The following is a 15109-nucleotide window of genomic DNA, read 5'->3' on the forward strand; positions in this document are numbered from 1 at the left end:
CCGGTTCGTGATGGATGAAGACGCCCGTATTTTTTCCTGCTTACATCTTAGGGGGGCAAACGAATGAGAAATAAGAGTTTACTATTTAAATCGGTGTTGGTGCTGTCCACGCTTATTGTGGTCATGTCGTTGGTGTTTACCAGCTTTAGCTATATGTCCGAACGAGGCATCTATTATGATGAGTTGTTAAATGTACATACCTCGCTTAATAAGCAAATTAACTTGGAAGCAGAAGCAATTGCCGAGGCAGAGGACAAAATGAAAACGATGAATTATGACCAGTATATGGAAGAGGAAAAGATGATCTGGATCCAGGAGAATCTGGAGAGCATGATTCGCGAGGGGTATATCTCTAATACCTATCTGGTGAAGCCGGATCTAATCGAGAAAGACGGAATAGTGTATACAACAGTCATTCAGGCCAACAATAATATGATTGAACATAGCAACAAGCCGCTGAGCGACATGGATGTGCCGAAAGCGTTCGTCCAGGCTTTTTATGACATGGAGAAAGATGGTGTCGGTATCTCTAAGGTATATACTGATTCCATGGGCAGATGGCTAACGGTACTATCTCCTATTGTTGATGATCAAGATAACATTCTCGCGATCTTGGGCGTCGATTTTAACTATTCGAAAATAAACCGTGATCTGAATCAGATGATGTGGAGAAATATTGCCGTCGGAGCCGTGACCGGCCTTACGTTTATTCTTCTTGCCGTGTGGCTCATCCGCAAGACAACCCGTCCGTTGAATGAATTGGCGCAATTGGCCAAGCGGGCGGCCAAGGGAGATTTGACGGTTCAGATTCCGGTTCATTCGCAGGATGAGATCGGCGTGCTGTCATCCAGCTTCAATGAAATGATGTCCGATATCCGCGAGCTGATCGGAAGCATGAAGGAGACGACGAGCCATGTCACGGAGGCTTCGAACCATCTGACCGATATTTCGCAGCAGACGGCGCAATCGACGCACGAGATCTCGAGCGCCATTCAAGAGGTAGTTGCCGGTTCGGAGACGCAACTGACGGGAACGGAAGAGAGCAAGGTTGCAATGGGAGAGATGGCCATCGGCATCCAGCGGATTGCGGAATCCGCATCGAACGTGTCCGAGTACAGTGTAGAGGCCACTATGGCTGCAAAGCAAGGGAATGAAGTCGTTCAGCAGACGATCACGCAGATGCACAGCATTCACGCATCTGTGAATGAGTCGGTCACGATGGTGCGGAAGTTGGCCCAGCAATCCAATGAGATCGAGCAAATCGTATCAGCCATCGGTAATCTCACCAAGCAAACCAATCTGTTGGCATTGAACGCCTCTATTGAAGCGGCCCGCGCCGGCGAGCATGGCCGGGGCTTCGGGGTCGTCGCGAAGGAAGTAAGATCGCTTGCCGAGCAAGCGAAGGAATCGACGGAGCAGATCGCGGAGCTGCTGCAATCCGTCGTAGCCAGCACAAGGCAAGTGGCCGGTACGATGGAATCGGCAGCGGCAGATGTGCAGGAAGGGACTCAAATTGCGCAGGTGGCCGGGGAGACCTTCCAGAAGGTATGGAATTCCATCCAGGACGTATCGGATCAAATGCAAGAAGTGTCCGCGGCTTCGCAAGAAATGTCTGCCGGCAGCGAGCAGGTTGCCGCCGTGATCGAAAACTTGGCCAAGATCGCGAAGAGCGCTTCCGAGAGCTCGCAGAGCGTGGCAGCCTCCTCCAAGGAACAGCGGGCTATTGTTGAAGAGATTGCCGATTCTGCAGCGGTGATGAACGGCAAAATGAAAGAGTTGGATCAGGAAATGAAGAAATTTACCATCTAATTCGCAGCTCGAAATAAAGAAGAAGAAAAAACACAAACCTCCGTAAAAGAAGAAATATATCTTTCGGAGGTTTGTGTTTATTTTTTACTGCGACGATTACAGAAGCGGAACGTAAACTGAGGGGATGTGTAATCGGATCTCGTAGGTCTAAATACCCATTTGCACTCTCCTAAGCATAAGGATATAAATTATTTTTCGATTTATCACGATATATAGTATGGATCTATGGATTTTCATAAGGCAGAAATACGGAATGAGTAAAAAAGGGTTATTAATCCGCCGGTTCGTGATGGATGAAGACGCCCGTATTTTTTCCTGCTTACATCTAAGGGGGCGAACGAATGAGAAATAAGAGTTTACTATTTAAATCGGTGTTGGTGCTGTCCACGCTTATTGCGGTCATGTCGTTGGTGTTTACCAGCTTTAGTTATTTGTCCGAACGAGGCATTTATTATGATGAGTTGTTAAATGTATATACCTCGCTTAACCAGCAGATTAGCTTGGAAATAGAAGCAATTGCCGAGGCAGAGAACAAGATGAAAACAATGGGTTATGACCAGTATATGGAAGATCAAGAGATGACCTGGATCCAGGAGAATCTGGAGAGTATGATTCGCGAGGGGTATATCTCTAATTCCTATCTGACTAAGCCGGATTTAATCGAGAAAGACGGAATTGTGTATTCGGCACTCATTCAGGCCAACAATAATATGATTGAACATAGCATCAAGCCGCTTTTCGAAAAGGATGTGCCGAAAGAGTACGTCCAGGCTTTTTATGACACAGAGAAAGATGGTATCGGTATTTCTTCGGTATATTCCGATTCCATGGGCAAATGGATAACGTTATTATCTCCCATTGTTGATGACCAAGGTGAAACTATCGCGATCTTTGGCGTCGATTTTAACTATTCGAAAATAAACCGCGATCTGAATCAGATGATGTGGAGAAATATAGCCGTCGGAGCCGTGACCGGCATAGCTTTTATTCTTCTTGTCATGTGGCTTATCCGCAAAACAATCCGCCCGTTGAATGAACTGGCGCAAATGGCCAAGCGGGCGGCCAAGGGCGATTTGACGGTTCAGATTCCGGTCCATTCGCAGGATGAGATCGGCGTGCTGTCATCCAGCTTCAATGAAATGATAACCGATATCCGCGAGCTGATCGGAAGCATGAAGGAGACGACGGGCCATGTCACGGAGGCTTCGAACCATCTGACCGATATCTCGCAGCAGACGGCGCAATCGACGCACGAGATTTCGAGCGCCATTCAAGAGGTAGTTGCCGGTTCGGAGACGCAACTGATGGGAACGGAAGAGAGCAAGGTTGCGATGGGAGAGATGGCCATCGGCATCCAGCGGATTGCGGAGTCGGCATCGAACGTGTCTGAGTACAGTGTAGAGGCCGCTAAAGCCGCGAAGCAAGGGAATGAAGTCGTTCAGCAGACGATCACACAGATGAACAGTATCCACGCTTCTGTGGATGAGTCGGTCACGATGGTGCGGAAGCTGGCCCAGCAATCCAATGAGATCGAGCAAATCGTATCGGTCATCGGCAATATCACCAAGCAAACCAATCTGTTGGCATTGAACGCCTCTATTGAAGCGGCCCGCGCCGGTGAGCATGGCCGGGGCTTCGGGGTCGTCGCGAAGGAAGTAAGATCGCTTGCCGAGCAAGCGAAGGAATCGACGGAGCGGATTGCGGAACTGCTGCAATCCGTCGTAGCCAGCACAAGGCATGTGGCCGGTACGATGGAATCGGCAGCGGCAGATGTGCAGGAAGGGACTCAAATTGCGCAGGTGGCCGGGGAGACTTTCCAGAAGGTATGGAATTCCATCCAGGACGTATCGGATCAAATACAAGAAGTGTCCGCGGCTTCGCAAGAAATGTCTGCCGGCAGCGAGCAGGTTGCCGCCGTGATCGAAAACTTGGCCAAGATCGCGAAGAGCGCTTCCGAGAGCTCGCAGAGCGTGGCAGCCTCCTCCAAGGAACAGCGGGCTATTGTTGAAGAGATTGCCGATTCCGCAGCGGTGATGAGCGGCAAAATGAAAGATCTGGATCAGGAAATGAAGAAATTTACCATCTAATTCGCAGCTCGAAATAAAGAAGAAGAAAAAACACAAACCTCCGTAAAAGAAGAAATATATCTTTCGGAGGTTTGTGTTTTTTTACTGTGCAGAAGCTGCAAGCAGAGACGATTTTTCCGCCATAGCGGAAGAGGTCATTTTTTGCTGGAGCCCGCCATACCGCAACGAGGATAGAGGCGTGTTCCATTTGATCCCGCCGCCGCCGTGAACTCGTTGTATAATATAGGTATCATGGCAAGGAGGAACTTATCACGTGACATTAATTAATCAACTGACGAATCAGGACGAGTTTATCGGCTTTTACTTGTTGAAGGAACTGGAGGTGAAGAAGACGAACGGCAATCCGCCGAAGGATTATTTGGACATCGTCCTGTGCGATGCGACCGGGCAGCTCTCGGCTAAATATTGGGATGCTTCCCCGACCGATAAGGAGACGTTTTTCCCGATGGGGCTCGTGAAGGTGCGCGGCATCGTGCAGACCTACCGGGAGAGGCTGCAGGTGAAAATATTGAAAATCCGGCCAGCGAGTGAGGAGGACGGGGTGACGTTGATCGATTTCATCCGTTCGGCACCGATCCGTCCCATCGACCTGGTTCATGCGATCAAGCAAGCTATCGCCAGCATCTCCGATAAGGAGATTCGAGCGCTTGTCAACTTCTGCGTAGCGAAGGTGGAGGAGAAGCTGATGCACTACCCGGCGGCGAAAACCCATCACCATGCCTATTTCGCGGGCTTAGCCTACCACATGGTGCGAATGCTGGAAATGGGGGACTTTCTGTGCCGGCAGCGGCCGTTCCTGAATCCGGATCTGCTGAAGGCGGGCATCATTCTTCACGATATTGCAAAGCCGGAGGAAATGGTGGCTCAGCTCGGCATCGTATCGGAATATAGCGTTCAGGGCAAGCTGGTCGGCCATATCTCGATGGCATCGAACTGGATTACGGAGGCGGCCCTGCGGCTCGATATCGATCTTGATTCGCCGAAAGTGCTTGGCTTGCAGCATCTCGTGTTGTCGCATCATAATCTGGGCGAATGGGGCAGCCCCGTGCAACCGCAGACGCCGGAGGCGGTGGCGCTCCATCATATCGACGCGCTCGACGCAAAGCTACAGATGGTCGAGGATGCGCTGGACACGACACCGGAGACGGAGGAGTGGACGCCGTTCATCCGCGGCTTGGAGAACAAGGCGATCTATCGGATGAAGCTGTAGTGCATTCGCATAAGCAGTGCCAAGGTTCGAAATGGATGGATTTGATTCGGAAATGAATCAGCACGGAGCGGGGGAGGCATCGGAAGGCAGGACTTCTCCGGCTCTCCGTGCAACGTCCGATCAGACTGATAGAGGCGATGACGCTGCCATCAAGTTGGAAGATGGGCGCCGCAATTCCGGTTACGCCGATATGGCGCATATTGGAGCTGATCTCATAGCCCCGGCTCCGGATATGTTCCAGACGCAGGCGCAGTGGCTCCGGTTCGGTGATGGAGCAGTTGGTGAACGCCGTTATCGGCTCGCTCAGCACCGCCTCCTGAAGCGTCTTGGTACCATAGGCAAGAATGACGCGGGAAGCGCTGGTCGCATAGAGCGGGAACCGTCGGTACGCGTCAATAATGAAGCGGATCGGCAGGGGGGAATCCAGCTTGTCCACGTAGATCGCATCCATATGATCCTGAGTGCACAGGCAGACTGATTCCTGCGTGGCGTCGGCCAACTGCTGCAAATACGGCCGGGCGAAGCTGACCAAATCATCGTCGTTCTTCACCTTGTTGCCCAGCTCCAGCAAGGTGTAGCCGAGCGAATACTGCTTGGTTCGGGGGTTTTGCTTGATGAATCCTTCGCTTTCCAGCGTGGACAGCATCTTGTGAACGGGCCTTTGGACCAATTCAATTTTCGGCTCAGATCCGTCACTCCCCACTCTTTGCCGCCACGAAGAAATAATTTCAGCAGCGTACAGCATTTCTGTACGGAGGTCAAGTAATGCTCCATATTTTCACTCCTACTCCTGTTGGCCTACGCACCTGTCGGATTCCGTCAGGGCCAGCGTGCAAGATATCGCCTATCAATCCGTCAAAAATAAAGCCCCTGAAACAGGAGCTTTATTTCGAGGATATAACGCGGATAGCTAGTGTAGCTACAGCAACAATGGTAGCGAAAATACCAAAAATGGTAGTGACAACAAGTCCTTGCGTATGTTTTTTCATCGCGTCGATTTTATCAACCGCCCGGTGAATCTCCTGCCGCAAATGGCTGTTCGATTCCTTTACCTCGGAACGCAGCTCCTTGATCTCTTCTGATATGCGGGAAAATAACTTTTCGTTCCGTTCTTCAATTGCTTTCATTTCTTCTCTATATCTTTTATCTTGTTCCATCATTTGCTGGTGAAGCCTTGACTCTCGTTCAGCAGCGTCCTTAGAAAGACGTTGTTCCCGATCTCTCAGGTCGCTATTCAGCCTGTCGACATATCTCCCCAAGTCGTTGCTCATGCCATCACCATCTTTCTGTTCATGCTTGCTTGAAGCGATTTGCGAATACCCGGACACAATTTCATGAAACGGATTATTTCTAAGATTTCCAATTACTTACAGGTCAATTTAATTATTTTCGAAATTTAACTTTTTTGGCGACGAGGGGATGACGGGAAAAGTGTTGTTTTGATAAAGCGTAGACCGCCTTTTTGTAACGGCATGACCAGAACTATTCATGATCATCACCTATTGCAAATGTTTTTAATTGATCGGCCAAGGCTTCTAATTGCTTCCGTTTTCCATCATCAAAGTCTGTTTTTTCGAAATAGGATTCCAAGTAAAGCCTAATATTTGTAATCACAGAAATGATGTTATTTTCATTTAATTCGACATCGAAATAGTGTCTATCAGCTCTTGAGATTCTTATAATTTTAGATTGATTTGAAGCTGGAGCAAATCCGGTCAATGATAAAGGTGAATCGCTAAGAGATCTTATATAACAATAAAAATCGAAATAGAAGCTATTCTTAAGGCCATAAAATATTCGCGATCTTCTGTTAAATATTCGTCATCATTGCGGTCTGATAGTAAGCTAGCTATAGCTAGCCCAGTGTACTCCCCAAAAATGTCCTCAAAATAATCATAGATGTCTTTGTCTGCAATTGTAGCCTTCTTTTTGAAAAATTTTTCTAGTGACTTCCAAAGAATCTCTTTCATATATGGATTGTCTTCTATTTTACCATAGTAAAATTAAGGAAGGTGTAGGATAAAGACGGAAAATGTCGAAACCTAAAAAATTTTTACGCTTGCGAGGACTTTGCGCATGCATTCGTCTTATAATGAATACATGCCAATAATCTACAATATAGGAATGGGAGTCGACAATGAAAGACATAAAGGAGATGCTTGTTGATTATTTACGCAGCTTAAGAAAGGCAACCGTGTACACAGAGCAATTGGAGCGCGCGGCAGAGGGCATGCCGATCACCTATGAGGAGTTTGCGGCAGCTATCCTGGTTCTGGAGCAGTCTGGCCTGCTGGAAGAGATCCGATCGGGGGGCAGGAACCCCAGGCCGCCGCATGTCGCCTATCGCTATCGAATTCATGTCTCCTCGTTACGCTCCGGCTTGCAGCAGCGGCTCCATCAGTTGCGCTTGGAGCTTCATCCTTCGATCTCGCTTGATCGTTATTTCATGCTGGGGGAATCTGTGCTCGATTCTGATCTGCCCTTTATTATGAAAATCGATCGCTATTTGCAGACCTGTGGTCTGCCAGCGGATAGCGCCGCTGCACCGGAGAGAAGCTTCGCGTTAGTCGGCGACGAGAAGTGGATCAAGGAGAAGGACGGCCAAGCCCTGTTGGAACGGATGGGTCTGCTTGACAAGCTGAAGCTCAACTCATCCCCAGATCCGGTGATGTTTGCCGTGAATCCATCCCGAGGGATTCACCCAGGTCATGAAGAATCGCACGTCCATCTTGTCGTGGAGAACAAGACGACCTTCCTGGCCCTGTTGCCTGCTCTGTCCGAGACGATTTTCCATACGCTTATTTATGGTTGCGGGAATAAAATCGTCGGCAATATCGACATGTTCGCGCAGCAGTATCCTGCTGCTTCAGGAGCGCACCGCTTTTACTATTTCGGCGATATCGATTATGCGGGCATTCATATTTGGAGCAGTCTGTCCCGGAAGGTTCCGATGATTCCTGCGCTTCCTTTTTATAGAGCCTGCCTGGAAAAGCCGGCCGTGCCCGGGAAGACCAATCAATGGCCTGCCGAATCGGCCTTGCATCAATTCGGCATGTTCTTCGCTTCAGCCGAGCGGGAACGAATGGCAAGGAACCTGACGAGCGGGCATTATTACCCGCAAGAGACATTATCCGCTCAACACCTGCAGCAGATCGGGAAGGAGGCCACATGGGAACCTTGGGAACCGTTGACGTAACTCAGATCGTATCCGGCTTCGAGGAACGAATGGCGAAGCTGGCTTTGTTCGATCCGCTCTTCGAGCTGCAGCGCCAGAGAAAATCCGATCGCAATGGAGAGCCGATTGAGATGATGGAGATGGGATTATTGACGCTGCTGTTCTTCTTCGAGCAGAAGCTCATGCGCAATCCGAAAGCAGGCGTGAAAGACTTGGCGAAGTTTCTGCAAGAGGCGGCAGCGGATGCGCTCAAGCTGGATGTTGCGGCATTCGAGGAATTGGCCAGAACGATCATTCAAGTGTTTCGGCCATCCTCAGGGAAGAGGCGATCCTTTACTTACTTTAATTGGGAGACGAGACAACAGGATACGGTCTATACTTCGATTTTGAAGGCCAGTTCCTTCGACAGTAAGACAAGTACGCAATATTATGCGCTGGATGACGACGGACTGGAGCTTGTATTTGCAACCAAAGAATTCTATATGGAGTTCCAGCTCTCCATTCATCAGCTTGTGCTTCGCAAGCAGTTGGAGAAAGGGGAGTTCCAGGGGGCGCTGCGGCAAATCAATGAAATGCGCGTCGATGTGGAGTCGCTTCAAGAGCGCATGATCAAGCTTGGGCATGAGATGAAACGAAGTATCGTATCGGAGGATACATTGAAGAGATACGGCGTGCTGCTCGAAGATATCTATTCTCGCTTGCAGCGGGAAAATCAAGAATTCGAAGAGCTTCGCAGCTTCGTCAAAGAGACGAAGGAACGAATCTATTCGGATACGCTGCAGATGAAGGAGCATCACGCCTACGAATCTATTTTGCGGATAGCCGCGGAATTGGAGAAGGTTCATACGGAGCATACCTTACTGCTGCAGCAAAGTATTGAATTGAAAAACGGCGCGCTGCATGCCGCCAAAGAGTCTCTTTATTACACGGGAATGGATTCGTTCAATTTTGATCAGGATATCGTGAATCTCCTGCTGGGCACTCCCTTGCCGTTGGAAGCGGCAAGAGGCGTGCTGTCGCCGTTTCTTGGCCTGGAGCAGCACGCATGCTGGTCGCCACTGACCGTATTTGCGGAGCAGAACATTACGGCGGACGGGGAAGAGGAGCAACGCGAGGAAGGGTTTCTGGAGCTGGCCGAAGGTCAGGAAGCGGGAACGTTCATTCACTGGCGCGGCCGCTTGTTCAAGTCCATTATGGAAAATCTGCTGATCCGGCTGAAGGAAGGGCAGACGATCCGTCTGAACGAAGTGATTGAAGCATGCAAGCGGGGGGAAGAGACAGACGATTGGCTTTCGATGCGGGCATTTTATGATTTCTGGCTGATTCTGCATCAGCGGAGTCCGGTTCAAGCGGGACGGGAGGATACGGATGAGTCCAAGCCGACCGGGATGGAAGAAGCGATCCGCTTGTTGGGGAAGCATAAGCTTACCGTAAAGGAAGCGGGCCAGGTTATCGAGGTCAATGAACGCTTCTCGATTCAGGAGATGGATCTGACGTTGACGTTAGGAGGAAGAGATGATGCAATATCAGAATGAGGTTGTCATGCGGGCATTCCGGCTGTATGCGGAGTTGGCCCGGAGCGGTGTCGTGGAGCGGGAAGGACTGCAGCAGTATTTAGCCGATGACGAGGTGAGAGGGCTTGTCGATCAATTTGCAAGAGAGGTCGATTGCTTGACCTTGACGGCTGGCGATCAGCTGTTCCTTATTCCGCTCGTCCGCTTGTCTCCCTTCCATGTGTCCAATGAATATTTGAAGAGAACGTACTTGCGCGGACAGGCCGTCAACGCGGATCTATATCTGATGTATGTGGCGATCATCGTGTTTGTCGGGGCGTTCTATAACAGCTATCTCAGCAGGGAGCCGACAAGAGACTTTATCCGGGTGGAAGATTGGCTCTTGCTTGTTCAGGAGCGGATAGACGGATTGAAGGAGCATGATCCTGAGCAGTTGAGAGAGTACGAGAAGCAATTCTCCTATAATTGGACGGCCATTATCGAGAAATGGGACGCCATGGATGATATTAAGGAGACGGCCAAGCGCCAGAGCGGAAATACGATCAGCCGCTTCAGCTTCATAGATACGGTGAAGCGATTCCTGCTGGCGGAGAAGCTGGCGGAGGAAGTCGGGGTGAATGAACTGGCGATGACGGAGAAGGCCCGAATTATCGTTCAGCGCTATTTCATGGAGCTGCAGTATAATCGCGGCATTTTGCAATTTCTATATCAGTTCGAAGAAGAGCGTCAGGCCCATATCGGTCGGGAGGAGGAGAGAAGCGATGCCATCCATAGCCAAAATTAGATTTACGCATGTGTTGTACGAAGGCGGGAATAAGCGATATAACGATGTTACGTTCCAGTTCCATGGCCATAACGGCGCGGTTGTATTGGAAAATGGCGGCGGCAAGACGGTATTTATCCAGACCGCGATCCAGGCGGTGCTTCCCCATGAGGATCTCGCCGGGCGCAAGGTGAAGGATACGCTGCAGCTGGACAACGGTCCCGCACATATTGCGATCGAGTGGCTTCTGACGGACAAGCCGTATCGCAGATATTTGGTCACTTGTGTCACCCTCTTCCAGTCCGGCAACGGAATTGATTCCTACCGCTATGTGTATGAATATGGCGAGCATGATGAACATCGGCTGGAGAATATCCCGTTCGCGAAGGTTCATATGGGGAAGTCCCGTCCAGCGGACAGAGGAGAGATTCATGACTATTTCCAGACGATGACGCATCGGCACTCGCTTCATGCGAAGACGTTTCCTACGATGAAGGAGTATAAGGCATATTTGGAGCAGCAATATCAGATTATTACGGGCGAGTGGGAAGCCATCGCACGGATTAACGATACAGAGGGCGGCATCGAACGTTTTTTCGACGAGTGCAAGACAACGAAGCAATTATTTGATCGCCTGCTTATTCCGGCTGTGGAGCAGTCGATCGAAGGATATGAACAGGGCACATTTGCACGTATATTTGAGAAGCACCGGGAAGGATTCAAGAAATATAAGCAGCTAACAGAACAGATCGAGGAAAACCGGCGGATTCAGCAAGAATTGAATAATTATGCCGCGCTGTTTGAACATCTGGATCGGGAGGAAAGGAAGTATCAGGAAGCCCGGCAAGAGGCGAAGGCGTATTGGCAATCCGCTGTCGAACTGCGGGAGGCAGTCGAGAAGGAACGCCTGCAGCTTCAACTTCAGGCCGAGGAACATGGGGAGAGAAGCAAGCTTCTGCGGCGCAAGCAGAAATCATACCTTATCGCGTGGGAGATTCAGGAGCAGGAGGCGATTGCGGAGAAGCTGCATCTGATCGAGGATGAAGCAGAACAGATGAGGGAGCGCTTGTACGGTGCCGAGCATCAATATTATTCGTTGCAGTATGCCGAGATTCGCGACCGATGTCTGGCTGCCGAGGCAAAGGTGTTCCAACTTAGCGCACAGCTGGAACGGTTAACCCTTACCGAGGATGAACGCAAGCTGGAAGAGCATTGGGAACGCAACAGCGGACAGCTCCGCTATTTGTACGACGTGAAGGAACAGTCGCTTGAGGAACAGCGCAGCTTGTTCGAGTGCCGCCATCGGCAGCTTGAGGAACAGGCCGAGGCGATCCGTGGCAGTCTGCGCCGGCTGGATGAGGAGCGCTTGCAAGCGGAGAGATCCATCGTGGAGAAGACAGCCGGGATTCAGGCGAAGCGGGATCACCAGAAGGACATCGCGAACAGCCTGTTATCGAATCCTCAACTGGAACAGGTGGAACAGTTGCTCCCGCTGTGGATGGAGGAAGAACAGCAGTTGGAGCAGAGCCGGATGGCTCGGTTGCAGGAGATGAAGCGGCTGAAAGAGGAAGCAGCTTTTAAGGAACAGCAGCGCAGAGAAGTGAGTGAGGATAGCCGCCGCTTGGGCGAAGAGTTTGCGAAGCTGACGGCGCGGCATGAACGCCACCAATCCGATCTGGAGGAACTGAAGCAAGAGCTGTGCCGCCTCCGTCCCGCGTGGGATAAATATTCCTCCTTATATGAAAAGGAATCCTCCATCCGGGAGCAATTGGCGGAAGGCATTGAGCGCTGCCGGCAGCAGAAGCAGCGGCTGCTGATGCAAGAGCGGTTGGCTTACCGCTTTGTTGATGATCATGGGCAACAGCCGTTATTTTTCGCCGATGCCGCCGTGGCCAAATTATGCGAGCAATGGAGCCATCACTATTCGTTGCTGCAAATGGGAACGGATTATATCCGCGGGCTGTCCGAAGAGAGTAAGAGGGAGCAGGCCAGCCGCGCGGATCAGCTGTGGGCCGTCACGCTGATCACGACGATGCATGAGAAGGAATTATTGCAGCAGCGTCTCCGGCAGGCGAACGGAAGCTTCGCATTCCCGATTCGCGTCCTCGGCGCGCAGGAGGCGGCGGATATGCTTCAAGGAACGGGGGAGCCGCAATCGCCTTCCTCATCCTGGATCGTGCCGCAGCATTGGGTAAGCAATGAGGAGGCGGACGCCTATGAAGAGTGGAAAGCCGAGCTTGTCCGGCAGGCGGAGCAAGCGAAGCAGGAACGGGAACGATCGGAGCGCTCCTTACTTGAATGGCAGTCGGCACAGACGCGGTTCCGGGCCTTTCTCGCGAAATATCCGCTAGTGGCTCAGCAGGAAGAGGATCAGAGAAGAATGAGGCTCCAGGAACGGAAGCTGGAGCGAACCCGTGAGCTTGAGCGGCTCGAGCATGAGCTGGAGGTCAATCGCCGGACTGCAGACCAGCGGCGCAGAGCGCTCGAAGAAATGGGGAGCAGAATCCAGCAATTGCAGTACCAACTCCAGCAGGGCCATCGGTATACGCTGCTTGGTAATGAAGCAAGCAAGCTGGAAGAGGAGCTTGTTCCTGTCCGGAATCAGCTCGGACTATTGGGCAAGCAGCGGGAGCAGGAGGAGAGAGCGGAACGGCTGGTGCAGGAAGAGTTGCAGACGGTTCAGGATCAACAGCGGGAGATGGCTCTCCGCCTTCAAGTGTTGAAGCAAGATGAGGGTTATCGGGAGGTGCGGGAACATGCCGCGCTGTCCTGCCAAGCTACGCTCGAGGAGCTGAAGGCGGAACGGAAGCGGCTGGAGCTGGAGCGCCATCGAATTATGCAGGAGCAAACGCAGCTCGAATCGGCGCTTGCCAGCGAGCGGAAGAGGGTGGAGGAATATCATCGGCTGATGGAGCAGCTCCGCACTGAGCATCCGGGCATCGACGCGGAGCTGACGCTTCCGCTGGATGTCATCGAGCGCCAAGAGCAGCTCTGGTTACGAATTGAAGAACTGCGTCATCAGCTGAAGCGGATCGAGGAGGAGTATGTCCGGACGCGCGGGGAACTGCAGGCGAAGGAGGGAGCATGTCTCAAGCTTCGGCAGCAGTTCGGAGAGGAGTTCCCGGATGCCGAGCCCGAACGGTTCGCCGAACCACTCCATTCGGTTCAGAATAAGCTGCAGGACGAGGAGCAGCGGTTGACGGATGAGGCAGAGCAGCTCGCTCGTCATCAGCAGGTCAACCGGAAGCGTCTGGATGAGATAGAGCGGGTGCTGAACGTCTGGAACAAGCACTTGATAGTGTTCGCTCTGGAGGATGTGCGGCTGCAGCCCGCGATCATCGGGGAAGCGGAGCGCATAGAGCTCCCTTACAAGCTCTCTCACTATGCCGATCGCTGTATTGAGAAGCTGAAGGACAGACAGGCGTGCATGGAGAAGGAGAGAAGGTCGGTCAAGGACGGACGAACCCGGATGAAGGATTATTGCCTGTACTCTGTCCAGGATACGAAGCTGCGCTATATGACGATCCAAGGCATTGAATCGAAGGAACAATTCTCCGAGCTCGTGGAATTCAAGCAATCGATGGAGAAGGGCATTCGGACGGCCATTCACATCATGGAACAGAATCTGCAGACGTATGATCAGGAATTGCAGCAATTTATCGTGCATATTCATTCCCATCTGAAGCTTATCGTTCAGGAGCTGAAGGAGATTCCGAAGAAGACCCGGGTCAAATCGGCGGAGGGATGGAATGAGATCTATAGCTTCACGTTGGCGGAATGGGACGAGCAGGACGGCAAGGAGCGCATCCGCAAGCATATGGATTGGATCATTACGAAGCTGGATCGTTATGCTGATGAACAAGATCAGGCAGATTGGCAAGAGCAGCAAGCACTGATTCGCAAAGACCTGGAGAAGTGGCTGGATTCGCGGCAGCTGCTTCAGATCGTTATGCAGGGCGAAGGGATGAAGGTGGCCTGCCGCAAAGTAACGAATGAACAGCAGATTACGCGAGCCGCCTTCTCCTGGGAGCAGTCTAACCGTTGGTCGGGCGGCGAAAGGTGGAGCAAGAACATGACCTTGTTCCTGGGGCTGCTCAATTATATCGCGGAACGCAAGCAGCACATTCAGGCGCAGATGAAGCGGCATCGCACGGTGATTCTGGACAATCCGTTTGGCAAGGCTTCCAGCGATCATGTACTAAGCCCGGTGTTCTTCATCGCCGAGCAGCTTGGCTTCCAGATTATCGCCTTAACCGCTCATGTGGAAGGCAAGTTCCTGCAAGACTATTTCCCGATTGTCTATAGCTGCCGTCTGCGTCATGCGGCAGACTCCGGCAAGCAGATCATCGAGGCGGCACAGACGATTCAGACCGCTTATTTCCGGGACAACGACCCAGGTGCGCTCGAACGGATGGACTCGCACGTCACGCAGATGGAATTGTTCTGAGCGAACGGCTATTGCCCCGCCAACATGTTAACGAAAATATACGCGAAGCGAATCGTGAGCATGAAAAAGCCGGTTTCTCCTACTCTAAGGATGAACCGGCTTCT

Annotated in this window: 9 protein-coding genes and 1 pseudogene; 7 read left to right on the plus strand and 3 right to left on the minus strand. The window is 51.5% G+C overall.

Annotated elements, in window-relative coordinates; translation table 11 throughout:
- The first annotated feature begins 63 nt into the window (after positions 1 to 63).
- The 3 genes from PPOP_RS14265 to PPOP_RS14275 all read left to right on the plus strand — a co-directional run bounded on the left by PPOP_RS14265 (position 64) and on the right by PPOP_RS14275 (position 5106).
- Positions 64 to 1809 carry a methyl-accepting chemotaxis protein gene (locus tag PPOP_RS14265; RefSeq protein ID WP_006287221.1) on the plus strand — a complete coding sequence of 582 codons (1746 nt, stop codon included), beginning with the start codon at positions 64 to 66 and terminating at the stop codon, positions 1807 to 1809.
- A gap of 341 nt (positions 1810 to 2150) precedes the next feature.
- Positions 2151 to 3896, plus strand: a complete 1746-nt coding sequence (locus tag PPOP_RS14270; protein ID WP_006287223.1) for a methyl-accepting chemotaxis protein — start codon at positions 2151 to 2153, stop codon at positions 3894 to 3896.
- A 253-nt stretch (positions 3897 to 4149) separates the two neighbouring features.
- A complete protein-coding gene (locus PPOP_RS14275; protein ID WP_006287224.1) occupies positions 4150 to 5106 on the plus strand; it encodes a 3'-5' exoribonuclease YhaM family protein in 957 nt (318 codons plus the stop codon).
- Here PPOP_RS14275 and PPOP_RS14280 read toward each other — a convergent pair.
- From PPOP_RS14280 to PPOP_RS14290, 3 genes and pseudogenes are all read right to left on the minus strand, one after another.
- A pseudogene (locus tag PPOP_RS14280) lies at positions 5060 to 5880 on the minus strand (IclR family transcriptional regulator). The gene PPOP_RS14275 and the pseudogene PPOP_RS14280 sit on opposite strands and share 47 nt — an antisense overlap.
- Before the next feature lie 110 nt (positions 5881 to 5990).
- Positions 5991 to 6377 carry a hypothetical protein gene (locus PPOP_RS14285; RefSeq protein ID WP_042228993.1) on the minus strand — a complete coding sequence of 129 codons (387 nt, stop codon included), beginning with the start codon at positions 6375 to 6377 and terminating at the stop codon, positions 5991 to 5993.
- Between the two features lie 474 nt (positions 6378 to 6851).
- Positions 6852 to 7076: a hypothetical protein gene (locus PPOP_RS14290; protein ID WP_006287228.1), complete on the minus strand. Its 225-nt coding sequence runs from the start codon at positions 7074 to 7076 to the stop codon at positions 6852 to 6854.
- Between the two features lie 167 nt (positions 7077 to 7243).
- On the opposite strand from PPOP_RS14290, the gene PPOP_RS14295 reads away from it, so the two are divergent.
- The 4 genes from PPOP_RS14295 to PPOP_RS14310 are packed head-to-tail and all read left to right on the plus strand — an operon-like array spanning position 7244 to position 15005.
- Positions 7244 to 8302 carry a Wadjet anti-phage system protein JetD domain-containing protein gene (locus tag PPOP_RS14295; RefSeq protein ID WP_006287229.1) on the plus strand — a complete coding sequence of 353 codons (1059 nt, stop codon included), beginning with the start codon at positions 7244 to 7246 and terminating at the stop codon, positions 8300 to 8302.
- A complete protein-coding gene (locus tag PPOP_RS14300; protein ID WP_006287230.1) occupies positions 8275 to 9816 on the plus strand; it encodes a hypothetical protein in 1542 nt (513 codons plus the stop codon). Before PPOP_RS14295 ends, PPOP_RS14300 begins: the two co-directional genes overlap by 28 nt.
- Complete coding sequence (locus PPOP_RS14305) at positions 9797 to 10579, plus strand: DUF6063 family protein (protein WP_006287231.1); 783 nt, start codon at positions 9797 to 9799, stop codon at positions 10577 to 10579. The genes PPOP_RS14300 and PPOP_RS14305 overlap by 20 nt, the downstream gene beginning before the upstream one ends.
- Entirely contained in the window at positions 10557 to 15005 is a 4449-nt protein-coding gene (locus PPOP_RS14310; RefSeq protein WP_006287232.1) for a coiled-coil domain-containing protein, read from the plus strand. The genes PPOP_RS14305 and PPOP_RS14310 overlap by 23 nt, the downstream gene beginning before the upstream one ends.
- Positions 15006 to 15109: the final 104 nt, after the last annotated feature.

The sequence above is a fragment of the Paenibacillus popilliae ATCC 14706 genome, from assembly GCF_000315235.1.
Classification (GTDB): domain Bacteria; phylum Bacillota; class Bacilli; order Paenibacillales; family Paenibacillaceae; genus Paenibacillus_B; species Paenibacillus_B popilliae.

What these genes read in the sequence shown, in the direction of transcription:
- PPOP_RS14265 (WP_006287221.1), top strand. Translation starts at nt 64, where the DNA reads ATGAGAAATAAGAGTTTACTATTTAAATCGGTGTTGGTGCTGTCCACG.
- PPOP_RS14270 (WP_006287223.1), top strand. Translation starts at nt 2,151, where the DNA reads ATGAGAAATAAGAGTTTACTATTTAAATCGGTGTTGGTGCTGTCCACG.
- PPOP_RS14285 (WP_042228993.1), bottom strand. Translation starts at nt 6,377, where the DNA reads ATGAGCAACGACTTGGGGAGATATGTCGACAGGCTGAATAGCGACCTG.
- PPOP_RS14290 (WP_006287228.1), bottom strand. Translation starts at nt 7,076, where the DNA reads ATGAAAGAGATTCTTTGGAAGTCACTAGAAAAATTTTTCAAAAAGAAG.
- PPOP_RS14295 (WP_006287229.1), top strand. Translation starts at nt 7,244, where the DNA reads ATGAAAGACATAAAGGAGATGCTTGTTGATTATTTACGCAGCTTAAGA.
- PPOP_RS14300 (WP_006287230.1), top strand. Translation starts at nt 8,275, where the DNA reads ATGGGAACCTTGGGAACCGTTGACGTAACTCAGATCGTATCCGGCTTC.
- PPOP_RS14305 (WP_006287231.1), top strand. Translation starts at nt 9,797, where the DNA reads ATGATGCAATATCAGAATGAGGTTGTCATGCGGGCATTCCGGCTGTAT.
- PPOP_RS14310 (WP_006287232.1), top strand. Translation starts at nt 10,557, where the DNA reads ATGCCATCCATAGCCAAAATTAGATTTACGCATGTGTTGTACGAAGGC.